General features: G+C 72.6%; 19 protein-coding genes, 1 tRNA gene and 1 pseudogene. 6 read left to right on the top strand and 15 right to left on the bottom strand.

The features are described from left to right. Nucleotides 1–90: 90 nt before the first annotated feature. Nucleotides 91–864 (bottom strand): sulfite exporter TauE/SafE family protein, encoded by a 774-nt coding sequence (locus KUM39_RS13005; RefSeq protein WP_217785741.1) that lies wholly within the window; start codon nucleotides 862–864, stop codon nucleotides 91–93. Between the two features lie 180 nt (nucleotides 865–1,044). On the opposite strand from KUM39_RS13005, the gene KUM39_RS13010 reads away from it, so the two are divergent. Beyond that, entirely contained in the window at nucleotides 1,045–1,488 is a 444-nt protein-coding gene (locus KUM39_RS13010; protein ID WP_217785836.1) for a hypothetical protein, read from the top strand. Nucleotides 1,489–1,590: 102 nt separating this feature from the next. Here KUM39_RS13010 and KUM39_RS13015 read toward each other — a convergent pair whose 3' ends face one another. Further along, nucleotides 1,591–2,778, bottom strand: coding sequence for a thiolase family protein (locus KUM39_RS13015; RefSeq protein WP_217785742.1), 1,188 nt, complete (start codon nucleotides 2,776–2,778; stop codon nucleotides 1,591–1,593). A gap of 406 nt (nucleotides 2,779–3,184) precedes the next feature. Between KUM39_RS13015 and KUM39_RS13020 the strand changes: the two genes are divergently transcribed. Both KUM39_RS13020 and KUM39_RS13025 read left to right on the top strand, forming a co-directional pair. Next, a complete protein-coding gene (locus KUM39_RS13020; RefSeq protein ID WP_217785743.1) occupies nucleotides 3,185–4,027 on the top strand; it encodes an alpha/beta hydrolase in 843 nt (280 codons plus the stop codon). A 112-nt stretch (nucleotides 4,028–4,139) separates the two neighbouring features. After that, nucleotides 4,140–4,943: an SAM-dependent methyltransferase gene (locus KUM39_RS13025; RefSeq protein WP_217785744.1), complete on the top strand. Its 804-nt coding sequence runs from the start codon at nucleotides 4,140–4,142 to the stop codon at nucleotides 4,941–4,943. A gap of 55 nt (nucleotides 4,944–4,998) precedes the next feature. On the opposite strand, the gene KUM39_RS13030 is transcribed toward KUM39_RS13025, so the two are convergent. After that, complete coding sequence (locus tag KUM39_RS13030) at nucleotides 4,999–5,868, bottom strand: Cof-type HAD-IIB family hydrolase (protein ID WP_217785745.1); 870 nt, start codon at nucleotides 5,866–5,868, stop codon at nucleotides 4,999–5,001. 221 nt (nucleotides 5,869–6,089) lie between these two features. Here KUM39_RS13030 and KUM39_RS13035 point away from each other — a divergent pair, with 221 nt between their 5' ends. Further along, nucleotides 6,090–6,899: an SAM-dependent methyltransferase gene (locus tag KUM39_RS13035; protein WP_217785746.1), complete on the top strand. Its 810-nt coding sequence runs from the start codon at nucleotides 6,090–6,092 to the stop codon at nucleotides 6,897–6,899. 150 nt (nucleotides 6,900–7,049) lie between these two features. Then, a complete protein-coding gene (locus KUM39_RS13040) occupies nucleotides 7,050–7,586 on the top strand; it encodes an NUDIX hydrolase family protein (protein WP_217785747.1) in 537 nt (178 codons plus the stop codon). A gap of 16 nt (nucleotides 7,587–7,602) precedes the next feature. On the opposite strand, the gene KUM39_RS13045 is transcribed toward KUM39_RS13040, so the two are convergent. Both KUM39_RS13045 and KUM39_RS13050 read right to left on the bottom strand, forming a co-directional pair. After that, entirely contained in the window at nucleotides 7,603–8,427 is an 825-nt protein-coding gene (locus tag KUM39_RS13045) for a maleylpyruvate isomerase family mycothiol-dependent enzyme (RefSeq protein WP_308288112.1), read from the bottom strand. Nucleotides 8,428–8,620: 193 nt separating this feature from the next. Continuing rightward, a tRNA-Pro gene (locus KUM39_RS13050) sits at nucleotides 8,621–8,697 on the bottom strand. A 94-nt stretch (nucleotides 8,698–8,791) separates the two neighbouring features. On the opposite strand from KUM39_RS13050, the pseudogene KUM39_RS28775 reads away from it, so the two are divergent. Next, a pseudogene (locus KUM39_RS28775) lies at nucleotides 8,792–8,881 on the top strand (transketolase); the annotation flags it as partial. A gap of 244 nt (nucleotides 8,882–9,125) precedes the next feature. Here KUM39_RS28775 and KUM39_RS13055 read toward each other — a convergent pair. The 10 genes from KUM39_RS13055 to KUM39_RS13100 form a co-directional block, all read right to left on the bottom strand. Continuing rightward, nucleotides 9,126–10,442 (bottom strand): MFS transporter, encoded by a 1,317-nt coding sequence (locus tag KUM39_RS13055; RefSeq protein ID WP_217785749.1) that lies wholly within the window; start codon nucleotides 10,440–10,442, stop codon nucleotides 9,126–9,128. Nucleotides 10,443–10,473: 31 nt separating this feature from the next. After that, the gene (locus tag KUM39_RS13060) at nucleotides 10,474–10,845 is read right to left on the bottom strand and encodes an MmcQ/YjbR family DNA-binding protein (RefSeq protein ID WP_217785750.1); all 372 of its coding nucleotides are present in this window, start codon (nucleotides 10,843–10,845) and stop codon (nucleotides 10,474–10,476) included. A gap of 328 nt (nucleotides 10,846–11,173) precedes the next feature. Continuing rightward, entirely contained in the window at nucleotides 11,174–12,076 is a 903-nt protein-coding gene (locus KUM39_RS13065; RefSeq protein ID WP_217785751.1) for a LysR family transcriptional regulator, read from the bottom strand. A gap of 154 nt (nucleotides 12,077–12,230) precedes the next feature. Further along, nucleotides 12,231–13,424 carry a glycine C-acetyltransferase gene (locus tag KUM39_RS13070; RefSeq protein WP_217785752.1) on the bottom strand — a complete coding sequence of 398 codons (1,194 nt, stop codon included), beginning with the start codon at nucleotides 13,422–13,424 and terminating at the stop codon, nucleotides 12,231–12,233. A gap of 81 nt (nucleotides 13,425–13,505) precedes the next feature. After that, complete coding sequence (gene tdh, locus KUM39_RS13075; RefSeq protein ID WP_217785753.1) at nucleotides 13,506–14,534, bottom strand: L-threonine 3-dehydrogenase; 1,029 nt, start codon at nucleotides 14,532–14,534, stop codon at nucleotides 13,506–13,508. Between the two features lie 267 nt (nucleotides 14,535–14,801). Then, nucleotides 14,802–15,383 carry a GAF domain-containing protein gene (locus tag KUM39_RS13080; protein ID WP_217785754.1) on the bottom strand — a complete coding sequence of 194 codons (582 nt, stop codon included), beginning with the start codon at nucleotides 15,381–15,383 and terminating at the stop codon, nucleotides 14,802–14,804. Between the two features lie 70 nt (nucleotides 15,384–15,453). Further along, the gene (locus KUM39_RS13085) at nucleotides 15,454–16,053 is read right to left on the bottom strand and encodes a GTP-binding protein (protein ID WP_217785755.1); all 600 of its coding nucleotides are present in this window, start codon (nucleotides 16,051–16,053) and stop codon (nucleotides 15,454–15,456) included. Next, nucleotides 16,031–16,402: a DUF742 domain-containing protein gene (locus tag KUM39_RS13090; protein WP_217785756.1), complete on the bottom strand. Its 372-nt coding sequence runs from the start codon at nucleotides 16,400–16,402 to the stop codon at nucleotides 16,031–16,033. Before KUM39_RS13090 ends, KUM39_RS13085 begins: the two co-directional genes overlap by 23 nt. A gap of 2 nt (nucleotides 16,403–16,404) precedes the next feature. After that, entirely contained in the window at nucleotides 16,405–16,839 is a 435-nt protein-coding gene (locus tag KUM39_RS13095) for a roadblock/LC7 domain-containing protein (RefSeq protein ID WP_217785757.1), read from the bottom strand. Nucleotides 16,840–16,949: 110 nt separating this feature from the next. Continuing rightward, entirely contained in the window at nucleotides 16,950–19,124 is a 2,175-nt protein-coding gene (locus KUM39_RS13100) for a sensor histidine kinase (RefSeq protein ID WP_246620059.1), read from the bottom strand. Nucleotides 19,125–19,398: the final 274 nt, after the last annotated feature.

Raw genomic sequence — 19,398 nt, forward strand, 5'->3', positions numbered from 1 at the left:
GGGGGCGACCCCCCGTCGATGGCCCACCCAAAACGGCCACGGCAGCTACAGCCGCCACAGCAGCCACTGCTGTCACGGCAGTTGAGGCGGCTACGACAGCAGCAATTCCACCGCGCCCACCACCGTCGCCGCGATCACCAGCCGCTCGAACAGCCGCTGGTCGATCCGCCCGACCGCCCATGTCCCGATCAGCGCGCCGGGTACCACGAACACCGCCAGCGCCGCGTCCAGCAGTAGCGAGCGGCCGTCGATGAGGCCGAGGCCGACGCTGAAGGGGACCTTGGAGACGTTGACGATCAGGAAGAAGAAGGCGGAGGTGCCGAGGAAGCCGAGCTTGCGGAAGCCCGCGGAGAGGAGATACATCGACATGACCGGGCCGCCCGCGTTGGCGACCATCGTGGTGAAGCCGCCGAGCACGCCGTACGAACGGGCTTTCACCCGGCCCGCACGGGTGGCGACGGCGTCCGGTTCGTCGGCCGCCTCGGCGCGGCGGCGGCGCCACACGGTGACACCGGCCATGACCAGCAGGATGGCGCCGATGGAAATCCGTACAAGGCCGTCGTCGGCCCAGAACAGGAACAGGGTGCCGCCCACCACGCCGAGCGCGACGGCCGGGAACAGCCGCCACAGGGTGGGCCAGTGGGCGTGCCGACGGTAGGCGCGGACGGCGAGCACGTCGCCGAGGATCAGGATCGGCAGCAGGATGCCGGTGGAGGCGCGGGCGGGGAGGACGGCCGCGAACACGGCGAGACTCACCGTGTTGGCGCCGCTCACGGCGGTCTTGGAGAAGCCGACGACCAGCGCCGCCGCTGCCAGCGCCGCGAACCCCCAGCCGGATATGTGCCACAGCGTCATCGTGTTCATGGAGAGACCGATGGTACGTGCACGAGGCACTCAACTCGACTTCCCACAAGGGGTGTTCGGGCCACACCTCCGTCCGCGATACTCGCGGCGTCCGCACGCGTCACACGCGTACGGCGGTCACGCGTGGCCGACCATCACGCGTGCCCGGCCGCCGTGCGCACACGACAAACGGGAGAGAAGATGCGCGCTCTGTTCAGAAGACTGGTCGCCGCTGCCGCCGCCACGGTAGGACTCGTGGCGCTCGCGCCGGTGCAGCAGGCACAGGCGGGTACGTCCTGCACGCCCGTGCTCGGCTGCTCGGGCACGGTCAACTACTCCGGCAGCCTGGTCCTGGCGGTGCGGGACTGGACGTGCTCCAGCGGTACGACCGCCTCCGCGAGCACGGGATGCGTCTCACTCGCCAACACCCGCTGGCTGAGCGACGGTTACCGTACGCCGAAGGACCAGGACTGGGACGCGTTCAAGGTGGACGCGGGCTGGTGCGTGCTCGTGGAGTTCCAGATCCCGGCCAAGAAGTGGCACGTCACGTACGACCGCCGCAACCAGTCCAGCCCGGTCTACGTGAAGGTCGAGAACTTCGGCACCGCGTACGTACGGGGCCAGTCCCGCACGTCCTGCCCCTGAACCATGCCTGAATTCGCGTGACTTGACGGCCGCGCCCCCGGCGGGGCGCGGCCCGGTCCGCCACAACTCCCCCGGCCGGTGGAGCGCTACGGCGATGACAGCTCAGGCCCGCTCGACCAGTACCGCGCTCCCTTGTCCCACGCCGACGCACATGGTGGCCAGGCCGCGCCCGGCGCCGGTGCGGCGCATGCGGTGCAGGAGGGTGGTCAGGATGCGGGCGCCGGAGCAGCCGAGCGGGTGGCCGAGGGCGATGGCGCCGCCGGTCGGGTTGACGAGGTCCGGGTCGATACCGAGCTGGTCCACACAGGCCAGCGCCTGGGCGGCGAACGCCTCGTTGAACTCGGCCTCCTGGACGTCTCCGATCTCCCAGCCGACGCGGGCGAGCGCCTTGCGGGTGGCGGGGACCGGGCCGAGGCCCATCACGTCGGGGTGAACGCCCGCCGAGGCACCGGCGACGTAGCGGCCGAGGGATTCGAGGCCCAGTTCACGCAGTGCGTCCTCGCTGACCAGGAGCAGACCGGCAGCGCCGTCGTTCATCGGGGAGGCGTTGCCCGCCGTGACCGTGCCGTCCGCCCGGAACACCGGCTTGAGGCGGCCCAGTTTCTCCAGCGAGGTGTCCTCGCGGACGCATTCGTCCTGCTCGACCGCCACTCCGTCCGGCCTTTCCACGGAGAGGAGTTCGGCGTCGAAGTGGCCGTTCTTCCTTGCGGCGGCTGCCAGTTGATGACTGCGCAGTGCGAACTCGTCCTGCCGTGCACGGGAGATGCCGTGGCGGGCGGCGACCTCCTCGGCCGTCTCGCCCATCGACAGCAGGCCGTGCAGGTCCTTCATCGCCGGGTTGACCAGTCGCCAGCCGAGCCGGGTGTCGTGGGTCTCGATGCGGTGCGGCAGCGCCTCGTCCGGGCGGGGCAGCACGAAGGGCGCGCGGCTCATCGACTCGGAACCGCCCGCGAGCACGATGTCGGCCTCGCCGGACGCGATGGTGCGCGCGGCGGCGGTGACCGCCTCCATGCCGGACGCGCAGAGGCGGTTGACGGTCGCGCCGGGCACGGAGTCGGGCAGCCCGGCGAGCAGGACGGCCATGCGGGCGACGTTCCGGTTGTCCTCGCCCGCCTGATTGGCGGCACCCCAGTAGACGTCGTCGATCCGGGCCGGGTCGAGGGCGGGCACGTCCGCGACGAGTCGGCGGACGACAGTGGCGGCCAGGTCGTCGGGGCGTACGGCGGACAGGGCTCCGCGCAGTCTGCCGATGGGCGTACGGCGGGCGGCGGCGAAGTGGACGGGACGCACGGGACGACTCCTGAGGACGAGCACTGCGTTCGAGTTGACCAGCACCACAGTTAATTAGCACTGCTAGTTTGGACTGTAGACCCCGGACGGGCAGCCTGGGAAGATCCCGCCATCCTGCCCCACCCCTGCCCTTGAGGCGGACCTATGGATGTCCCCCATATGTGGGCTCCCCACGTGTGCGGGCCCCACACGTGGGGAGCCCACACGTGCGGAGCCCACACGTGCGGAGCCCACATATGCGGAGCCCACATATGCGGAGCCCACATATGCGGAGCCCACATATGCGGAGCCCACATATGCGGAGCCCACCTACGCGAGCAGAGCAGCACCCCTGCGCGAGCCCCACCCACATAGCGGCACCCCGCATGGCCGGAGACACCACACCCACCCACCCCCGGAGGCCCCCATGCCCGACCCCCGCGAGCACCGGCTCGGCCGCATCACCGCGTACGAGTGGCCGCACCCCGCGCCTCGCTACCTGGCCCTGCTGGTGCACGGCTACGGCGAGCACGCCGGACGGCATGCCGGAGTGGCCGAGGTCCTGCACGGGCACGGAGCCGCCGTGTACGCGCCCGACCACACCGGGCACGGGAAGTCCGACGGCGAGCGGGTGGTGATCGAGGACTTCGAGGAGGTCGTCGCGGACGTGCACCGCGTGTCGGAGCGGGCCCGCACCGCCCATCCAGGGCTGCCGCTGCTCATGGTGGGCCACTCGATGGGCGGGCTCATCGCGTCCCGGTACGCGCAGCGGTACCCGGACGAGCTGAGCGCGCTCGTGCTGTCCGGGCCGGTGATCGGCGCCTGGGAGCTGCCCGTCCGGCTGCTCGCCCTGGACGAGATTCCGGACGTCCCGATCAACCCGGCCGCGCTGTCCCGTGACCCGGTGGTGGGCGCCGCCTACGCGGCCGACCCACTGGTGTGGCACGGCCCCATGAAACGGCCGACACTTCTGGCGTTCACGCACACCCTGGAGCGGATCGCCGAGGAGGGCGAGGTGCCCGCGCTGCCGATGCTCTGGCTGCACGGCTCGGACGACCGACTCGTCCCGATCGACGGCAGCAGGCCGGGCGTGGCACGGCTCAGCGGGGGCCGGGCGGTGGAGCGGGTCTTCCCCGGCGCACGACACGAGGTGTTCCTGGAGACCAACCGCGAGGAGGCCTTCGCGGAGCTGCTGGATTTCGTGGACTCGGTACTCCCGCGCTCCGGAAACCCGGCAGACCCCTCCCCCACCTCATCACCCCGTCCCTGACCTCCTCCTTATCCGGACAGGGAGCTGGCCGAAGACCGTCTGCACCGCGCGGCATGCTCGTGGCAGACTGCACCGCGCGTCCGCCGGGGACGCGCGGACCGGAGGAGTCGGCGTGACGGGTACCGAAGAGGCAGTCGGACGGATCGACACCACCCGCCCGCATCCGGCGCGGGTCTACGACTGGTTCCTCGGCGGCAAGGACAACTACCCCGTGGACGAGGAACTCGGCCGGAGAATAACGGAGATCGAGAGCACCGCGCCGCAGTCCGCGCGTGCCAACCGCGCGTTCATGCGGCGTGCCGTACGCCATCTGGCCGCGGAGCAGGGCGTCCGTCAGTTCCTGGACATCGGCACCGGTATCCCGACCGAGCCCAACCTGCACCAGATCGCCCAGTCCGTCGCGCCGGACGCGCGCGTCGTCTACGTGGACAACGATCCCATCGTGCTGGCCCACGCGGGCGCCCTGCTGCGCGGCACCCCGGAAGGGGTCACCGAGTACCTCCAGGCCGACGCGCTCGACACCGCCTCGATTCTCGAACAGGCCGCGAAATTTCTGGACTTCGGCCGCCCCGTGGCCCTTTCGCTGATCGCCCTGCTGCACTTCATGAAGGACGACGACGGGCCGCACGCGATGGTGGACACCCTGGTGGACGCGCTGGCGCCGGGCAGCTTCCTGGTGCTGTCGATGATGACGGCCGACTTCGACCCGGTGAACGTCCGGCGCGGCATCGACGCGTACGCGGCGGGCGGGGTGACCCTGGTCGCCCGCTCCCGTGCGGAAGTGGGCGCGTTCTTCGGCGAGTCGGAGGTGCTGGAGCCCGGTGTCGTACCGGTCGCGGAGTGGCACCCCGAGGAGCCGATCCCGGCGGGCTCGGCTCCGGTGCCGCTGTACGGAGCGGTGGGCCGCACGTCGTAGACCGCCGACGAGCCTGCCGCCGGGCCGAGTTGGCCGGACCGCCGCCCCGCATTTGTCAGGCGGGCGGCAGTGGAATGTCCAGCACCTCCGCGATCGTCCGCAGCACCCCGTTCTCGTTGTTGGAGGGCGCCATGTGGCGGGCGCGACGGGCCACTTCGGGGTGCGCGTTGGACATGGCGTACGACCAGTCGGCGGCGTCCAGCATCTCCAGGTCGTTGAGGTAGTCCCCGAAGACCATCGTCTGCGCGGGGGTGATGCCCAGGTCACGCTGGAGCAGGCGCAGCGCGGTGCCCTTGTTCGCGGTGCGGTTCATGATGTCCACCCAGTGCTCGCCGGACACGACGACCTGATGGGTGGCGGCGAACGCGCCGAGCGCGGGTGCCGTGCCGTGCTCCACGGGTCCGAAGTCGAAGACGGCGACCTTGATCACGTCGTCGTCCACGGCGGTGACGTCCTCCACCACCCGGTGCTCGACGTAGTACCGGCGCACCTCGGCGAGGAACGCCTCGTCCGTCCGCTCGACGTACGCCGCCCGCCTGCCGCACACCACGGCACCCACGTCGGCTCCACCCTCCGTCAACTTCCTTACGGTATGGGTTATTTCGGCGGCGACGGCGGTGTCCAGCGGGTCGGAGTGCAGCTCCACCCCGTCGCGTACCACGTAGGTGCCGTTCTCCGCGATGAAGGCCGTACCGTCCGCGACCGGGGCGAACTGCCGGGCCAGCGTGGCGTACTGGCGTCCGCTGGCCGGGCTGAACCGCACGCCCCTGCGCCGTAGTTCGGCCAGCATGGGCCACAGGCCGTCCGGGAGGTGCTTGGCGTCGTCCAGGAGGGTGCCGTCCATGTCGGTGACGACGAGACGGATGTCGGCGGGACCGGCGGGCACGGGCGAGGGGTTGATCAGCGGCGCGGGCGTGGCGGGCATGACTTCTTCCGGTGAGGGTATGGCGGATCGGGTGCCGCTCCAGTGTTCCTCATCCGGGGACGGGCCACGCGGCCCGGTGCCGCCCCTCGGCGAGGTGTCCGGCGAGCCGTTTCCGCAGGGTGGGCGGGCCGTCACGGTGCGCGGTTTCCGGGACAGCGCGATCAAGGTGACTGCACAATGGCGGCGGACCACCACGGGGCCACGAGGAGAGGGGCGGCGACGTGACCGAGGGCGACTCCACGACGGCATGGCCGGCGAGGCTGAACACCTCCGTGGCGCACAACGCGCGCGTCTGGAACTACTGGATCGGCGGCAAGGACAACTACGAGGTCGATCAGCGGGTGGGCGAGCAGGTCGCCGGGATGTTCCCGGTGATCCGGGCCGTGGCCCGCGCCGACCGGGGTTTCCTCGGGCGCACGGTGAGCCACCTGGCCGGGGAGCGCGGGATGCGCCAGTTCCTCGACGTGGGCACCGGGCTGCCGACGGTGGACAACACCCACGAGATCGCACAGCGCGTCGCACCGGACTCCCGGATCGTCTACGTGGACAACGACCCGATCGTCCTGGTGCACGCCCGCTCGCTGCTGACCAGTTCCCCCGAGGGCGTCACCGACTACATCGACGCCGATGTGCGCGACCCGGAGTCCATCGTGCAGGCCGCCGCCGACACCCTGGACCTGTCGCAGCCGGTCGCGGTGATGATGCTGGGCATCCTGAACTTCGTCCTGGACACCGACGAGGCGCACGACATCGTGCGCCGGATCATGGCCGCCGTCCCGTCCGGCAGCCATCTGGTACTGACCCATCCGACGTACGACGCGGAGGTGGGCGGCGAGGGCAATGTCGCGGCGATGGAGTTCTGGAACGCCAACGCCACCCCACCGATCACCGCGCGCAGCCATGCGCGGATCGCGGCCTTCCTGGACGGCCTGGACATGGTCGAGCCGGGCCTGGTGCCGTGTTCCCAGTGGCGGGCCGAGGCGGACGCCGCGCCGGTGCCGCAGTACGGCGCGGTCGCGGTGAAACCCTGACCACGGCGACCGGGGACCCACCTCGCGCACCCCGAACCAGCCTGACGGGGAAGGTACTTGGGCGGCGATCCCCCGTCGCCCCCACGGACTTCCCGCACCGATCCGGCCCGCTGCCCGGCGGGCGCCCCACCCGGAAAGTATGATCAAGCAATGTCTGACATGACCGAAACCACGCCCGGCTGGCTGTCCAGCGACGAGCTGGAGATGGCCAGGGCCAGGATGCCGATCCTGTACGTCGAGGCCGTACCCGTGCGGGTGGACGACAGCGGTGAAGTCACCAGCATCGGACTGCTGCTGCGCATCGGCCCGGACGGCACGGTCAGCCGCACCCTGGTGTCCGGCCGCGTGCTGCACCACGAGCGCGTCCGTGACGCCCTGCTGCGCCACCTGGAGAAGGACCTCGGCCCGGTCGCCCTGCCCCGCGTCCCGGCCTCGCTCCAGCCCTTCACCGTCGCGGAGTACTTCCCCACGGTGGGTGTGACCGCGTACCACGATCCCCGCCAGCACGCTGTGTCGCTGGCCTATGTGGTCCCGGTCACCGGGGACTGCCGCCCGCGCCAGGACGCCCTGGATCTCGTCTGGTTCAGCCCCCAAGATGCGGCCTCGGCCGCCGTGCAGAACGAGATGCCGGGCGGCCACGGAGCACTGCTGAAGCAGGCGCTGGCCCATGTGGGTGTGATCGGGTAGCCGGGACCCGCGTGGTTCAGGGTGCGGCGAAGAGGGTGGGGAAGCGCGGGGCGAGCCAGGGTCTGCGCCCCCAGGCGAGCACATGTCCGCGTGACATGGCCTGCCAGGGGCCCAGCCGTCCCAGCGCGATGAGGAGGAAGCCGACCGGCGAGACGAGGATGGTGCAGTCCGGGCGCTCCGGCGGCCCGGGCAGCACCTCGACCGTACCGTCGGTGAAGGTGACGCCGAAGGCCGGGCCGCGCCGGACACGCAGGGTGAAACGGGCCGTCAGCGTGGACGGGACGGCGACGCGCGGCATCACCGCCTTCAGGAACGGCAGACACAGGCCGACCCGCGTCTCGTCGATCATGTGCGGCCGACACAGGCCGCGCGCGAGGTCGTAGCCGTGGCCCAGCATGTGGGTCAGCAGGTACGAGGCCAGTACGTCCTGGTCCATCCGGCCCAGCGGGGTCAGGAGGGTCCGGTCGGCGGTCCCGTCCGCGGCAGCTCGGTCCACGGCGTTAAGAAACGTTTCAGCCTGCGTGACGATCATCGCGGCCAGCGGTTTCGCGGCGCGTTCGGGGAACTCGGTGAGGCTTCGGGCGTTGGCCGCCGCGAGGCTCCGCGGCGTGCCGTCGCCGTAGGGGCGTTCCCGGCCGGACACCAGGTCGGCCATGAGCCCGTTGGCCAGCGCCAGGTGGGCGGCCGTCTCACCGACGGTCCACGCCAGCCCCGGTACCGGAAGGGCCGGGTCGGCGGCGCCGTTCAGCAGCGCGGCGACGGCGTGCGCGGTCTCCCGTATCGCCCGCCCGAGCCCGTCCGGCAGGGTGTCCGGGGCGCTCGTCCGTGCTGCATGTTCCACGCCGCTCGTGCTCCTCGCGTCTCGCCGATCGGGCCTGTGCAGCCGGTACCAAACCAGACCCACCGGTCCGGGACAAGGGGCCCGCGAGGAATCGCACAGAGACCGCACACGGCCGCGCCCGCCGAGCAAGCCGGACATACGAAAGGCCGCCCTCTCGTGGATGAGAGAACGGCCTCCGACCAGCGTTTCCGCGTGGTCGGGACGACAGGATTTGAACCTGCGACCCCTTGACCCCCAGTCAAGTGCGCTACCAAGCTGCGCCACGTCCCGGTGCCCGTCTGACCTGGGGTTTCCCCGGTCGGAACGCGCAGGGAAACAATACCGCACTCGGGTCGGTGGTCGCGCCTCCGTTTGCTGACCGGGGCTCGTGCCGGAGCTGGAGATCTCCAGCGGGTCGCCCCGGCACGGGCTGCCGCTGGCAGTGCGCACCGCGCTGGGGCTGGGGACGCGGGGGTGTGGGGCGGGGGGCGTGGGCGCGGTGCTGGTGAGTGCCGTCGCCTCTTGGACCGGCCGTCCGAGGGCTACACCCACATGGCGCCGGTGACGTGGTGCCGCTGGACACGCTGGATGGCTGGACCGTACGGGCGCCATCCTCGTGGAGCCCTGCCTCGGGGCCGGGCCGGGGCGGCTACCCCGGCGTGAGTCGGCGCCAACCCCGTGCGGGACCGGTGTGCGCCGGTGCGCGGGCCCCGCGTCGGTCAGTGCGGGCCCGGCGCCCGGAGTCGTAGGTCGGCGCGGACCAGCCCTCGTACGGCGGGCAGCGCGAGGAGTGCTGCCGCGACCGCGACGCTGACGACGGCGGATATGCGGAGGACCTGCCCCGCGCCGAGGAGTCCGGCGGCCGGGCCCGCGAGTGCCTGGCCGACCGGCATCATGGCGAGCGATCCGGCGACGTCGTAGGCGTGGATGCGGTTGAGCACGTCGGCCGGGACCTGGGTCTGGACGCTCGTCGCCCACATCACGCCCCAGAACGACGTCCCGGCGCCCGCGACCGCAGCGCCGGTGGCCATCGCGGGCACGTCCAGGCCGAGGCCGACGGCGGCCGGGAACACGAAGAAGGCGAACAGGGCGACCGCACCGGCGCGGAGCATGTGGCGGGGGCGCAGCCGGAGGGCGAGGAGGCCACCCGCGACCGTGCCCGCGCCGAGGGCGGAGTTGACCAGGCCGTAGGCGCGGGCGCCGTGCTGCTGGACGACCTCGGTCGCCACCAACGGGACGGTCGGCCCCCATACCGCGATCATGTAGACGCACCACACGGCGATCACGCCCCAGAGCCAGGAGCGGGCCCTGAACTCCCGCCAGCCCTCGATGAGATCGGCCCGGAAGGCGCGCGGTCCCCGGTTCGGTACGCGGGCGCCGCCGGGCAGCGGGGGCAGCCGCAGCAGGAGGAGGCAGAGGGCGCTGACGGCGTAGGTCGTGGCGTGCGCGGCGAACACCCCGCCGGGCGAGGCGAAGCCGACCAACACGCCCGCGACGGCGGGACCGGCGAGCTGTGCGGCGGACTCGGCGACGCGTATCGCGCCGTTGGCGCCCTGGACGTCGGAGGCGAGCCGGGGCACGGTGCTGGCCACGCCGGGCTGGAAGACGGCGCCCGCGACCCCGTTGGCGAAGCCGATGGCGCAGATCTGCCAGAGCACCACGTGCCCGGTGAAGAACAGCGCGGCGGCGACGGACTGGGTGCCGAGCCGGACCAGATCGGCGCCGATCATCAGCCGCCGGGTGCCGAAGCGGTCCGCGATCACCCCTCCGAAGACGACGAGTCCGGCGAACGCGGCGGCCGTGGACGCCATCGCCAGGCCGACCGCGCCGGCTCCGTATCCGTGCTGCAACAGCCCGGCGGCGAGGGCCACCGGCAGCATGGTGTCCCCGAGCCGGGCGATCGCGCGGGCGGTGAAGAAGAGCGCGAAGTCCCGTGACCACACGGCGCGTCGGGCCGCCGGTACGCCGACGGGAACGGCCTCGGTCCCGGTGCTCTCCCCCTCGTCGATGGCACGGCGCGCGTCCGCTCCGGTCATGGTGTCCTCCCCCGTCCCCCGCCGCGCGGGATCATCCCACGTCCGCGTGGTCCTCCGGCAGACCCAGCGTCGGATGTGCTTCGAGCAGGCGGGGTGGGGCCGCCTGACGCCAGGAGTCGGTCAGGACGGCGCGGAGTTCGGCCTCGTCGTCCAGTGCCGCCAGGCGGGCGCGGACCCAGGCGAACTGTGCCTCGTGGGCGGCGATCCAGAACTTCTCCGGTTCGGCCAGGACCAGTTCGTCGCGCTCCTCCTTCGGGCAGCGCACGGCGAGCGAGGTCTCGTCCTCGGGGAGCGTGACGAACATCTTCCCGGCCACCCGGAAGGTGGGCATGCTCCAGGCCGTCTTCTCGGTGGTGTCCGGCAGGGACAGGGCGATTCGGCGTACGTCTTCTGCGTCCGGCATACAACGCACGGTAGCCGCTGCCACTGACAGTCACCCTGGCCTGTGGACAACCGCCCGGCGACCACCACGCCGACCACCCGGGCGAGGGCTCCGGTGACCCTCCGGGTGACCGCCCCGGCACCTCTCATCGGCGTCCGGCCGCTCCCACCGGCTCTAGGGCCTGTCTTCAAACTCCCCTCTGCCCCACGACGCCCGGCACGCCCTCTCGCCGCACCGGCCGCGACCCCGAGTACGCCCAGTACGAGGGATCACGGCCGGCACACCGAGAGCACGCACCGGACGCCCCGGGGCCGTCCTCCGGACGACGAGGGGAGTGTGAAGACAGGCCCTAAGGCCGCGCCGCCCGCCGCAGCGCGTCCAGCACCGGGCGGATCAGCGGATGCTCCTCCGCTCCGCGCCGTACGGCGGCGAAGACGCGGCGGGTGGGGGCTTCGCCGTCCACCGGGCGGACGACCACGCCCGTCAGGTCCGTGCCGTGCAGCGCGGACCGGGGTACGAGGGCGACGCCCGCGTCGGCGGAGGCGAGGGCGACGACGGCGCGGAAGTCGTCCGAGGAGTGCTCCAGACGGGGCTGGAACCCCGCGCTCTCGCAGGCCAGGACGACCACGTCGTGACAGGGGTTGCCCGGATAGGGGCCGATCCACGGGTCCTTGGCGAGTTCGCCGAGCGGGACGACCGGGGCGTCGGCCAGCCGGTGGCGTACGGGGACGACCGCGTCGAACGGCTCGGCGTACAGGGCCAGGTGGGTGAGGCGGGGGTCGTCGGCGGAGGGCGCTCCCCGGTACTCGACGGCGACGGCCACGTCCACCTGCCGGTCCAGCACCATCGGCAGGCTGGCGTCGCCCTCGGCGTCCTGGACGCGGAGGCGGATGCCCGGCGAGGTCCGGGCGAGGCGGGCCAGCGCGGGCGCCACGACCTCCGCGATGCCGGTGGCGAAGGCGGCCACGGTGACCGTGCCCGCCTCACCGGAGCCGTAGGCGGCGAGTTCCGCCTCGGCCCGCTCCAGCTGGGCGAGGACCACATGGGTGTGCGCGAGCAGGATCTCACCGGCCGGGGTGAGCCGTACGCCCTTGGCGCCGCGCTCGACCAGGCGGTGGCCGGTCTCCTGCTCCAGGGCGGTGAGCTGCTGGGACACGGCGGACGGGGTGAGGTACAGCGCGGCAGCCGCCGCGGTGACGGTGCGGTGGTCGGCCACCGCACGCAGGATGTGGAGCCGCCGTGCCTCGATCATGCGGCAAGTATCGCAAGGGCGCGGACGGGACGGGACATCCGTCCTGGTCAGGCGGGTCCCGAGGGGATCTCTCGGCGCGGTGCGGCCGCGGGACGAGGGGAGGGGCGGCCCGGCCGGGCCGCCCCTCCCCTCGTGCGCTCGCGGTGGCCGGTGCTCAGCCGTCCAGTTCCGCGCGGGCCGCGACGAACGCGTCCACGGCCCGGTTCACGTCCTCGGTGGAGTGCGCGGCGGAGAGCTGGACGCGGATGCGGGCCCGGTCCTGCGGGACGACCGGGTAGGAGAAGCCGATCACGTACACACCGCGCTCCAGCAGGAGTTCGGCCATGCGGCCCGCCCTGGAGGCGTCGCCGATCATGACGGGCGCGATGGCGTGGTCGCCGGGGAGGATGTCGAAGCCCTCCTCCGTCATCCGGCGCCGGAACAGCGCGGTGTTCTCGCGCAGCCGGACCCGCAGGTCGTCGGCGGACTCCAGCAGGTCGAGGACCTTGAGGGAGGCGGCGGCGATGACCGGGGCGAGGGTGTTGGAGAAGAGGTACGGCCGCGAGCGCTGGCGGAGCAGGGCGACGATCTCGGCGCGGGCGGCGACGTAGCCGCCGGAGGCGCCGCCGAGGGCCTTGCCGAGGGTGCCGGTGATGATGTCCACGCGATCCATGACGCCGTGCAGCTCGGGCGTGCCCCGGCCGGACGGGCCGACGAAGCCGACGGCGTGCGAGTCGTCCACCATGACCATCGCGTCGTAGCGGTCGGCCAGGTCGCAGATCTCGGCGAGCGGGGCGACGTAGCCGTCCATCGAGAACACGCCGTCGGTGACGATGAGGCGGCGGCGGGCGTCCTGGGACTCCTTGAGCCGGGTCTCCAGCTCCGCGAGGTCGCGGTTGGCGTAGCGCAGACGGCGGGCCTTGGAGAGGCGGATGCCGTCGATGATGGAGGCGTGGTTGAGGGCGTCGGAGATCACCGCGTCCTGCTCGCCGAGCAGGGTCTCGAAGACACCGCCGTTGGCGTCGAAGCAGGAGGAGTAGAGGATCGTGTCCTCCTGGCCGAGGAACGCCGACAGCCGCGCCTCCAGCTCCTTGTGGACCTCCTGGGTGCCGCAGATGAAGCGGACGGAGGCCATGCCGTAGCCCCAGCGGTCCAGGGCGGCGTGGGCGGCGGCGACGACCTCGGGGTGGTCGGCCAGGCCGAGGTAGTTGTTGGCGCAGAAGTTCAGGACCTCGCCGGGACGGCCGCCGGAGGTGACGGCGACGGTCGCGGACTGCGGGGTGCCGATGACGCGCTCGGGCTTGTGCAGACCGGCGGCGCGGATCTCGTCCAGGGTGGCGCGCAGGTCGTCGCGGACGGAATCGAACATGCTGTTACTCCAACGGTGCGGGGCGGTGGTGCGGGCCGGGCGGGCGGCGGCGCGGCCGGGAGGGGGCGCCGCCGCCGCGCGTCACGCGGTCCAGTCGAGGATGATCTTGCCGCCGGTGCCGCTCGCCGCGTCCGCGAAGGCGGCCTCGAAGTCGCGGTGGTCGTAGCGGCCGGTGATCACGGGCGAGAGGTCGAGACCGCCCTCCAGCAGCACCGACATGGCGTACCACGTCTCGAACATCTCGCGTCCGTAGATGCCCTTGAGGGTGATCATCGAGGTGACGATCCGCGCCCAGTCCACCGGGAACTCCTCGGCGGGCAGGCCGAGCATGGCGATCCGGCCGCCGTGGGTCATGTTGGCGATCATCTCGCGCAGCGCCTCGGCGCGGCCGGACATCTCCAGGCCGATGTCGAAGCCCTCGCGCAGGCCCAGCTCGCGCTGGCCGTCCGCGATGGTGGTGCGGGAGACGTTCAGGGCGAGGCTCGCGCCGATCTTGCGGGCCAGCTCCAGGCGCTCCTCGCTGACGTCGGTGACGACGACGTTGCGGGCGCCCGCGTGCCGGGCGACGGCGGCGGCCATCAGGCCGATCGGTCCGGCGCCGGTGATCAGCACGTCCTCCCCGACCAGCGGGAACGACAGCGCGGTGTGCACGGCGTTGCCGAACGGGTCGAAGATCGCGGCCACGTCGAGGTCCACGGGGACGCGGTGCACCCACACGTTGGACGCGGGCAGCGCGACGTACTCCGCGAACGCGCCGTCCCGGCCGACACCGAGACCGACGGTGGCGCGGCACAGGTGACGGCGCCCGGCCAGGCAGTTGCGGCACTTGCCGCAGACGAGGTGGCCCTCGCCGCTGACCCGGTCCCCGACGCGGATGTCGGCCACGTCACGGCCGGTCTCCACGACCTGTCCGACGAACTCGTGCCCGAGCACCAGGGGCGTTCTGATGGTCTGCTGCGCCCACCCGTCCCAGTTGCGGATGTGCAGGTCGGTGCCGCAGATGCCGGTGCGCATCACCTTGATGAGCACGTCACCGTGACCGATGACCGGCTCGGGCACGTCCGCGAGCCGGAGTCCCGGTTCCGCCTTGTCCTTGACCAGCGCCTTCAACGCTACGGCTCCTGTGAGAGTGCGGTCCCGGCACAGAGGCGCGCTGTCGCGGCCCGCACCGGGGCAGGGGGGTGGATTCACCCCGCAATCTGCCGTACGCGGGGCTCCGGGTCCATCGATGTTTTCTTAACCGGCGCCTCAGCTTTCCTTCACGCCCCGCCGGGGGCGGGCAGCGCACCGGCGTGGCGGCGCGGCCGTCACACCGGCGGGCCAGCGGAAGCGGGGCCGGGGGCCGGGGCGGGGCGGTGGGGCGGGCGGCGCTCGGGATCAGATGGGGAGGCCGTCGTCGGCGGCGCGTTCGACGCGGGCGACGACCTGGGCGGCGAGCGCCTTGACCGCGTCGAGTCCGGAGCGGCCCCAGGTGCGGGGCGCGGTGTCGAAGGCGCACACGGTGCCGAGCGCCATACCGGTGCTGTCGATCAGCGGGGCGCCGAGGTAGGCGCGCAGCCCGTGGTCGTCCACCACGGGGTTTCCGGCGAACCGTGGGTAGTCGCGCACGTCGTCCAGTACCAGGGCCTTGCGGCGGACGGCCACATGGGGGCAGAAGCCGTGGGCGCGGGGCAGCACGCGGCCGGGCGGGCGGTGGCGCGGGGCTCCGGCGTCGGGGTCGGCGGGATCGGCGGGCGGGAGGCGCAGGCCCGCGAAGAACTGCCGGTCGGCACCGAGGAAGTTGACCATCGCGTACGGCGCGCCGGTGAACCGGGCGAGGTGGTCGGCGAAGGCGTCGAGTCCGGGCTCGGGCCGCTCCCCCACACCGAGCAGACGCAGCCGGGCCAGCCGGGCGGGAGCGTCCGGGTCCTCCGGGGTGAGCAGCAGGCCGCGCGCCGGGCGGGACGGTTCGTAGCTCATGGCCGGGCTCCTGCGGCGGCTGCACTGTGTGCGTGGCACATGGGTCGGCTCCCTGAACGGTGTGGTGGGATCACATGTGGGCGCCGTGGCTCGGCGCGGGCGTGGGCGCGTGGGCGATGAGATGCCGTACGAGGACCAGCAGGGTCTGCACCCCGGAGCTGGAGATGCGGGCGTCGCAGCGCACGACCGGGATCGCGGGGTCGAGATCGAGGGCGGCGCGCACCTCGTCGGGCTCGTAGCGGTGGCCGCCGTCGAACTCGTTGACGGCGACGATGAAGCCGAGCCCGCGCTCTTCGAAGAAGTCCACGGCGGCGAAGCACTCCTCCAGGCGCCGGGTGTCGGCGAGGACGACCGCGCCGAGCGCCCCCTCGGACAGCTCGTCCCACATGAACCAGAAGCGTTCCTGGCCGGGGGTGCCGAAGAGGTAGAGGACGTGTTCCGGGTCGAGGGTGATGCGCCCGAAGTCCATCGCGACGGTCGTCTCGACCTTGTTCTCGATGCCGTCGAGGCTGTCGGTGGCCGCGCTGACCGTGGTGAGGAGTTCCTCGGTGCTGAGCGGGGCGATCTCGCTGACCGCTCCCACGAAGGTCGTCTTGCCGACCCCGAACCCGCCCGCCACGAGGATCTTCAGGGCGGTCGGGAACGGGTCAGAGCTGTCGTCGTAGTCCATCGAGCACTGCCTCCAGCAGGGACCGGTCGGTGGGGTTGTGGTGGTACTCGGGGGGCTTGGTGGTGAGCGCCCCGCAGTCGAGGAGGTCCGACAGCAGCACCTTGGTGACCACGGCGGGCAGTTTCAGGTGCGCGGCCACCTCGGCGACCGGGACGGGGGCCCGGCACAGGTCGAGCGCCTGGGCGTGCTCGGGGCCGAGGTAGCCGAGGGGGGTGACCCCGGTGGTCATCACCTGCGACATCAGGTCGAGGGCGTTGCTGGGCTCGGTGCGGCCGTTGCTGACCGTGAAGGGCCGCACCAGCCGTCCGGCCGCGTCGTCGAGCCAGGGTCCGTCGCCGGCTGCGGCCACGCTCAGTGCCTCGTCGCGGTGGGCTCACCGGCGTGCAGCCTGGGGGCGGTCACGAGGTAGGGGCGGACGCTCTTGACCAGCATCGCCATCTCGTAGCCGAGCACGGCGGCGTCGGCCTCGCGGCTCGCCAGTACGGCGAGACAGGTGCCGGAACCGGCCGTGGTGACGAACAGCAGCGTCGAGTCCAGTTCGACCACGACCTGGCGTACGTCGCCGCCATCGCCGAAGCGGATGCCCGCGCTGCGGCCGAGGGAGTACAGGCCGGAGGCGAGGGCCGCCATGTGGTCGGCGCTGTCGGCGTCGAGTCCGTGCACGGACTTGACGAGTCCGTCGCAGGACAGCAGGACCGCGCTGGAGGTGTGCGGCACACGCTGGACGAGGCCGCTCAGCAGCCAGTCGAGATCGGATGCGTGGGGGGTCTGCGCATCGCTCGGCATGGTGGATCGACTCCTTGGGGTGGGAAAGGCCGGGGGTGGGCGGAGGTGGGGTGGGGGCTGGTACGGGTGGGGCGTGGGGGTACGCCGTCGGTGGGCGGCCGGGGCTCCGGTCAGCCTGTCGGGGTGCCGTGGTCGGGTGGGGCCAGGTCCGCCGGGCCCAGGTCGGAAAGCCCCATGTGCGGGGAGCCCGTGTGCGGGGAGCTCATGTGCGGGGAGCCCGTGTGGTGGGCGCCCAGTTCGTAGCGGTCGAGGGCGTCGAGCCGCAGCGAGCCGGTGTCGGTGAAGGACTGGTGGGCCGTGGTGGGGACGGAACCGGTGTCCACCCGCTCGGCCGCCTCCTCGAACTCCAGGCTCTGCTGGGCCTCCGCCAGTCCGACACCGCGCTGGAACGCGGCCATCAGCTGCGGGTCGTGGCCCACCGGGGAGTCGTTCTCCTGGCGCGGTGCCGGGCCGCCCCGCAACTGGGGCACGATGTGCTCCTGGGCGCGTCGGCGCGGGAGTTGGGGCCGGCTCATGGTGCCGCGCACCACCTCGGCGGCACGGGGAGTGGGCACGGCGCCCGTGTGCGACTCCACCACCGGCCGGTGTTCCGGTGCGATACCGGGTACGGCCTCGGCCGGGTTGCCCCGCTGGCGCGAGCCCCGTACGGGCAGCGGCGGGGGTGCCCCGTCCCGCTCGGGCTCCGACGGTACGCGGCGTCTACGGCCGCCCCCGGCGGCTCCCGTGGCTGTGGCGTCGTACGACGTGATGAGCGGCGGGGTCGGGGGGAGGGCGGGGGCGACGGGTGCCGTGGGCACGGCGGGCGCGGCTGACCCCGTAGGAGCGGCAGGTGCTGTGTGTGCGTCACCCATGTGGTCCGGCACCACAGGAACCGGCCCGGTACGGGCGCGGTCCACATGTGCGGGCACCACGCCCCCAGGCACCACACCCCCGGGCACCACACCTCCGGGCACGGCACCGCCGGACACCACACCGCCCGGCGCCCCGGCCTCCGGCACGCCTTGGAGCGGACCGTCCGGCAGCGGGGGCACCGCGGCCGGTGCGTCCGGCATCCCGAGATCCCCCGTCGCCCCCTGCGAGGCGGCCCCCAACAGCGCCTGCGGGATGACCAGTACGGCCTGGACACCGCCGTAGATGTTGCCCTGGAGGCGGACGCCGATGCCGTGGCGGCGGGCGAGCTGGGAGACGACGTAGAGGCCGATGCGCCCGTCGGCCAGCAGGCTGGCGACGTTGACCTGGTCGGGGTCGGCGAGCAGGGCGTTCATCCGCTCCTGTTCCCCGGTCGGCATGCCGAGCCCCCGGTCCTCGACCTCGACGGCGAGCCCGGAGGTGACGAGGTTGGCGCGGAGCAGCACCTCGGTGTGCGGCGCGGAGAACACCGTGGCGTTCTCGACCAGTTCGGCCAGCAGGTGGATGACGTCCGCGACGGCGTGGCCGCGCAGGTCACCGTCCACCGGCGGGACGAGCTTGACCCTCGAATACTGCTCGACCTCCGCGATGGCGGAACGCAGCACCTCGGTCATGCTCACCGGGTTGCTCCACTGCCGCCGGGAGACGGCGCCGCCGAGCACGGCGAGGTTCTCGGCGTGCCGCCGGATGCGGGTGGCCAGGTGATCGACGTGGAAGAGGCCCTTGAGGAGATCGGGGTCCTCGATCTCGTTCTCCAGGTCGTCCAGGATCGAGATCTCACGGTGCACCAGGGACTGAAGGCGCCGCGCGAGGTTGACGAAGACCTCCAGTTTCTGTTCGCTGCCCGCCTGGCTGGAGAGCTGCGCGGCCTGGACGACGGCGGCGACGGCGCGGTCGTGGGCGCGTGCGAGGTCGGCGGCGAGGAGTTCGAACTCGTCGGCGTCGGCGGGCGGTTTGCCGCGCGAGCCGCGCTGCGGGGGTGCCTCGCCCCGGCGCAGCGCCTCGACCAGCGCGTGCAGGTCGGCCTCGCCGCGCGCGGCGGTGCGGCGGAGCGCGTCGATCCGGTCGCTGACGGCGCGGGCGGCCCGGTCGGCGGCGACGGCGGCGATCAGGATGCCCGCGACGGCGACCGCGACGGCCCCGGCGAGCACCGCCCACAGCACGGGTCCGGTACGGGCGCCCGCCGACCGGACGCTGAACAGCACGGCCGCGCTGCCGCTGAGCGCGACGGCGAGCGGCGGGAGCACGGCGAGCCGCATGAGCTGGGGCCGTATCAGCGCCTCGGGCAGTGCGGGAGCGGGGCGGGTCACCGGCCGCCCGTGCCGACCGCCCTCGCGGCGGTCGGCACGGGCGGCCGGTGCACGGAGGTGGGACATCTGCTTCCTCGTACTGGTCCGTCGGGCCTGGGTCCTCGCGGTGCCGGACGGGCGTGGGCAGCGGAAATGAGCCCCCGCGACGCCTGGCGGACACTGACAGTAGTCGGCTGCGCACGGCGTCCGGTGCGCAGTTCACAAACTCCCCCGCCCAGGGTCCCGCTCTGGTATGAGCCGTCGTACGACAGACCGATAACCGCGCCGCAACGCCGAGCGGAAGCGGGCTTCGAACGGTCGGATTCGGTCAGGAACGGTGATCGGACATGACGATGGCCGG

Origin of the sequence: Streptomyces corallincola (assembly GCF_019104725.1) — a bacterium.
GTDB lineage: Bacteria > Actinomycetota > Actinomycetes > Streptomycetales > Streptomycetaceae > Streptomyces > Streptomyces corallincola.

What these genes read in the sequence shown, in the direction of transcription:
- KUM39_RS13005 (WP_217785741.1), bottom strand. Translation starts at nt 864, where the DNA reads ATGAACACGATGACGCTGTGGCACATATCCGGCTGGGGGTTCGCGGCG.
- KUM39_RS13100 (WP_246620059.1), bottom strand. Translation starts at nt 19,124, where the DNA reads ATGTCCCACCTCCGTGCACCGGCCGCCCGTGCCGACCGCCGCGAGGGC.
- KUM39_RS13010 (WP_217785836.1), top strand. Translation starts at nt 1,045, where the DNA reads ATGCGCGCTCTGTTCAGAAGACTGGTCGCCGCTGCCGCCGCCACGGTA.
- KUM39_RS13095 (WP_217785757.1), bottom strand. Translation starts at nt 16,839, where the DNA reads ATGCCGAGCGATGCGCAGACCCCCCACGCATCCGATCTCGACTGGCTG.
- KUM39_RS13080 (WP_217785754.1), bottom strand. Translation starts at nt 15,383, where the DNA reads ATGAGCTACGAACCGTCCCGCCCGGCGCGCGGCCTGCTGCTCACCCCG.
- KUM39_RS13065 (WP_217785751.1), bottom strand. Translation starts at nt 12,076, where the DNA reads ATGATCGAGGCACGGCGGCTCCACATCCTGCGTGCGGTGGCCGACCAC.
- KUM39_RS13070 (WP_217785752.1), bottom strand. Translation starts at nt 13,424, where the DNA reads ATGTTCGATTCCGTCCGCGACGACCTGCGCGCCACCCTGGACGAGATC.
- KUM39_RS13040 (WP_217785747.1), top strand. Translation starts at nt 7,050, where the DNA reads ATGTCTGACATGACCGAAACCACGCCCGGCTGGCTGTCCAGCGACGAG.
- KUM39_RS13030 (WP_217785745.1), bottom strand. Translation starts at nt 5,868, where the DNA reads ATGCCCGCCACGCCCGCGCCGCTGATCAACCCCTCGCCCGTGCCCGCC.
- KUM39_RS13020 (WP_217785743.1), top strand. Translation starts at nt 3,185, where the DNA reads ATGCCCGACCCCCGCGAGCACCGGCTCGGCCGCATCACCGCGTACGAG.
- KUM39_RS13085 (WP_217785755.1), bottom strand. Translation starts at nt 16,053, where the DNA reads ATGGACTACGACGACAGCTCTGACCCGTTCCCGACCGCCCTGAAGATC.
- KUM39_RS13055 (WP_217785749.1), bottom strand. Translation starts at nt 10,442, where the DNA reads ATGACCGGAGCGGACGCGCGCCGTGCCATCGACGAGGGGGAGAGCACC.
- KUM39_RS13060 (WP_217785750.1), bottom strand. Translation starts at nt 10,845, where the DNA reads ATGCCGGACGCAGAAGACGTACGCCGAATCGCCCTGTCCCTGCCGGAC.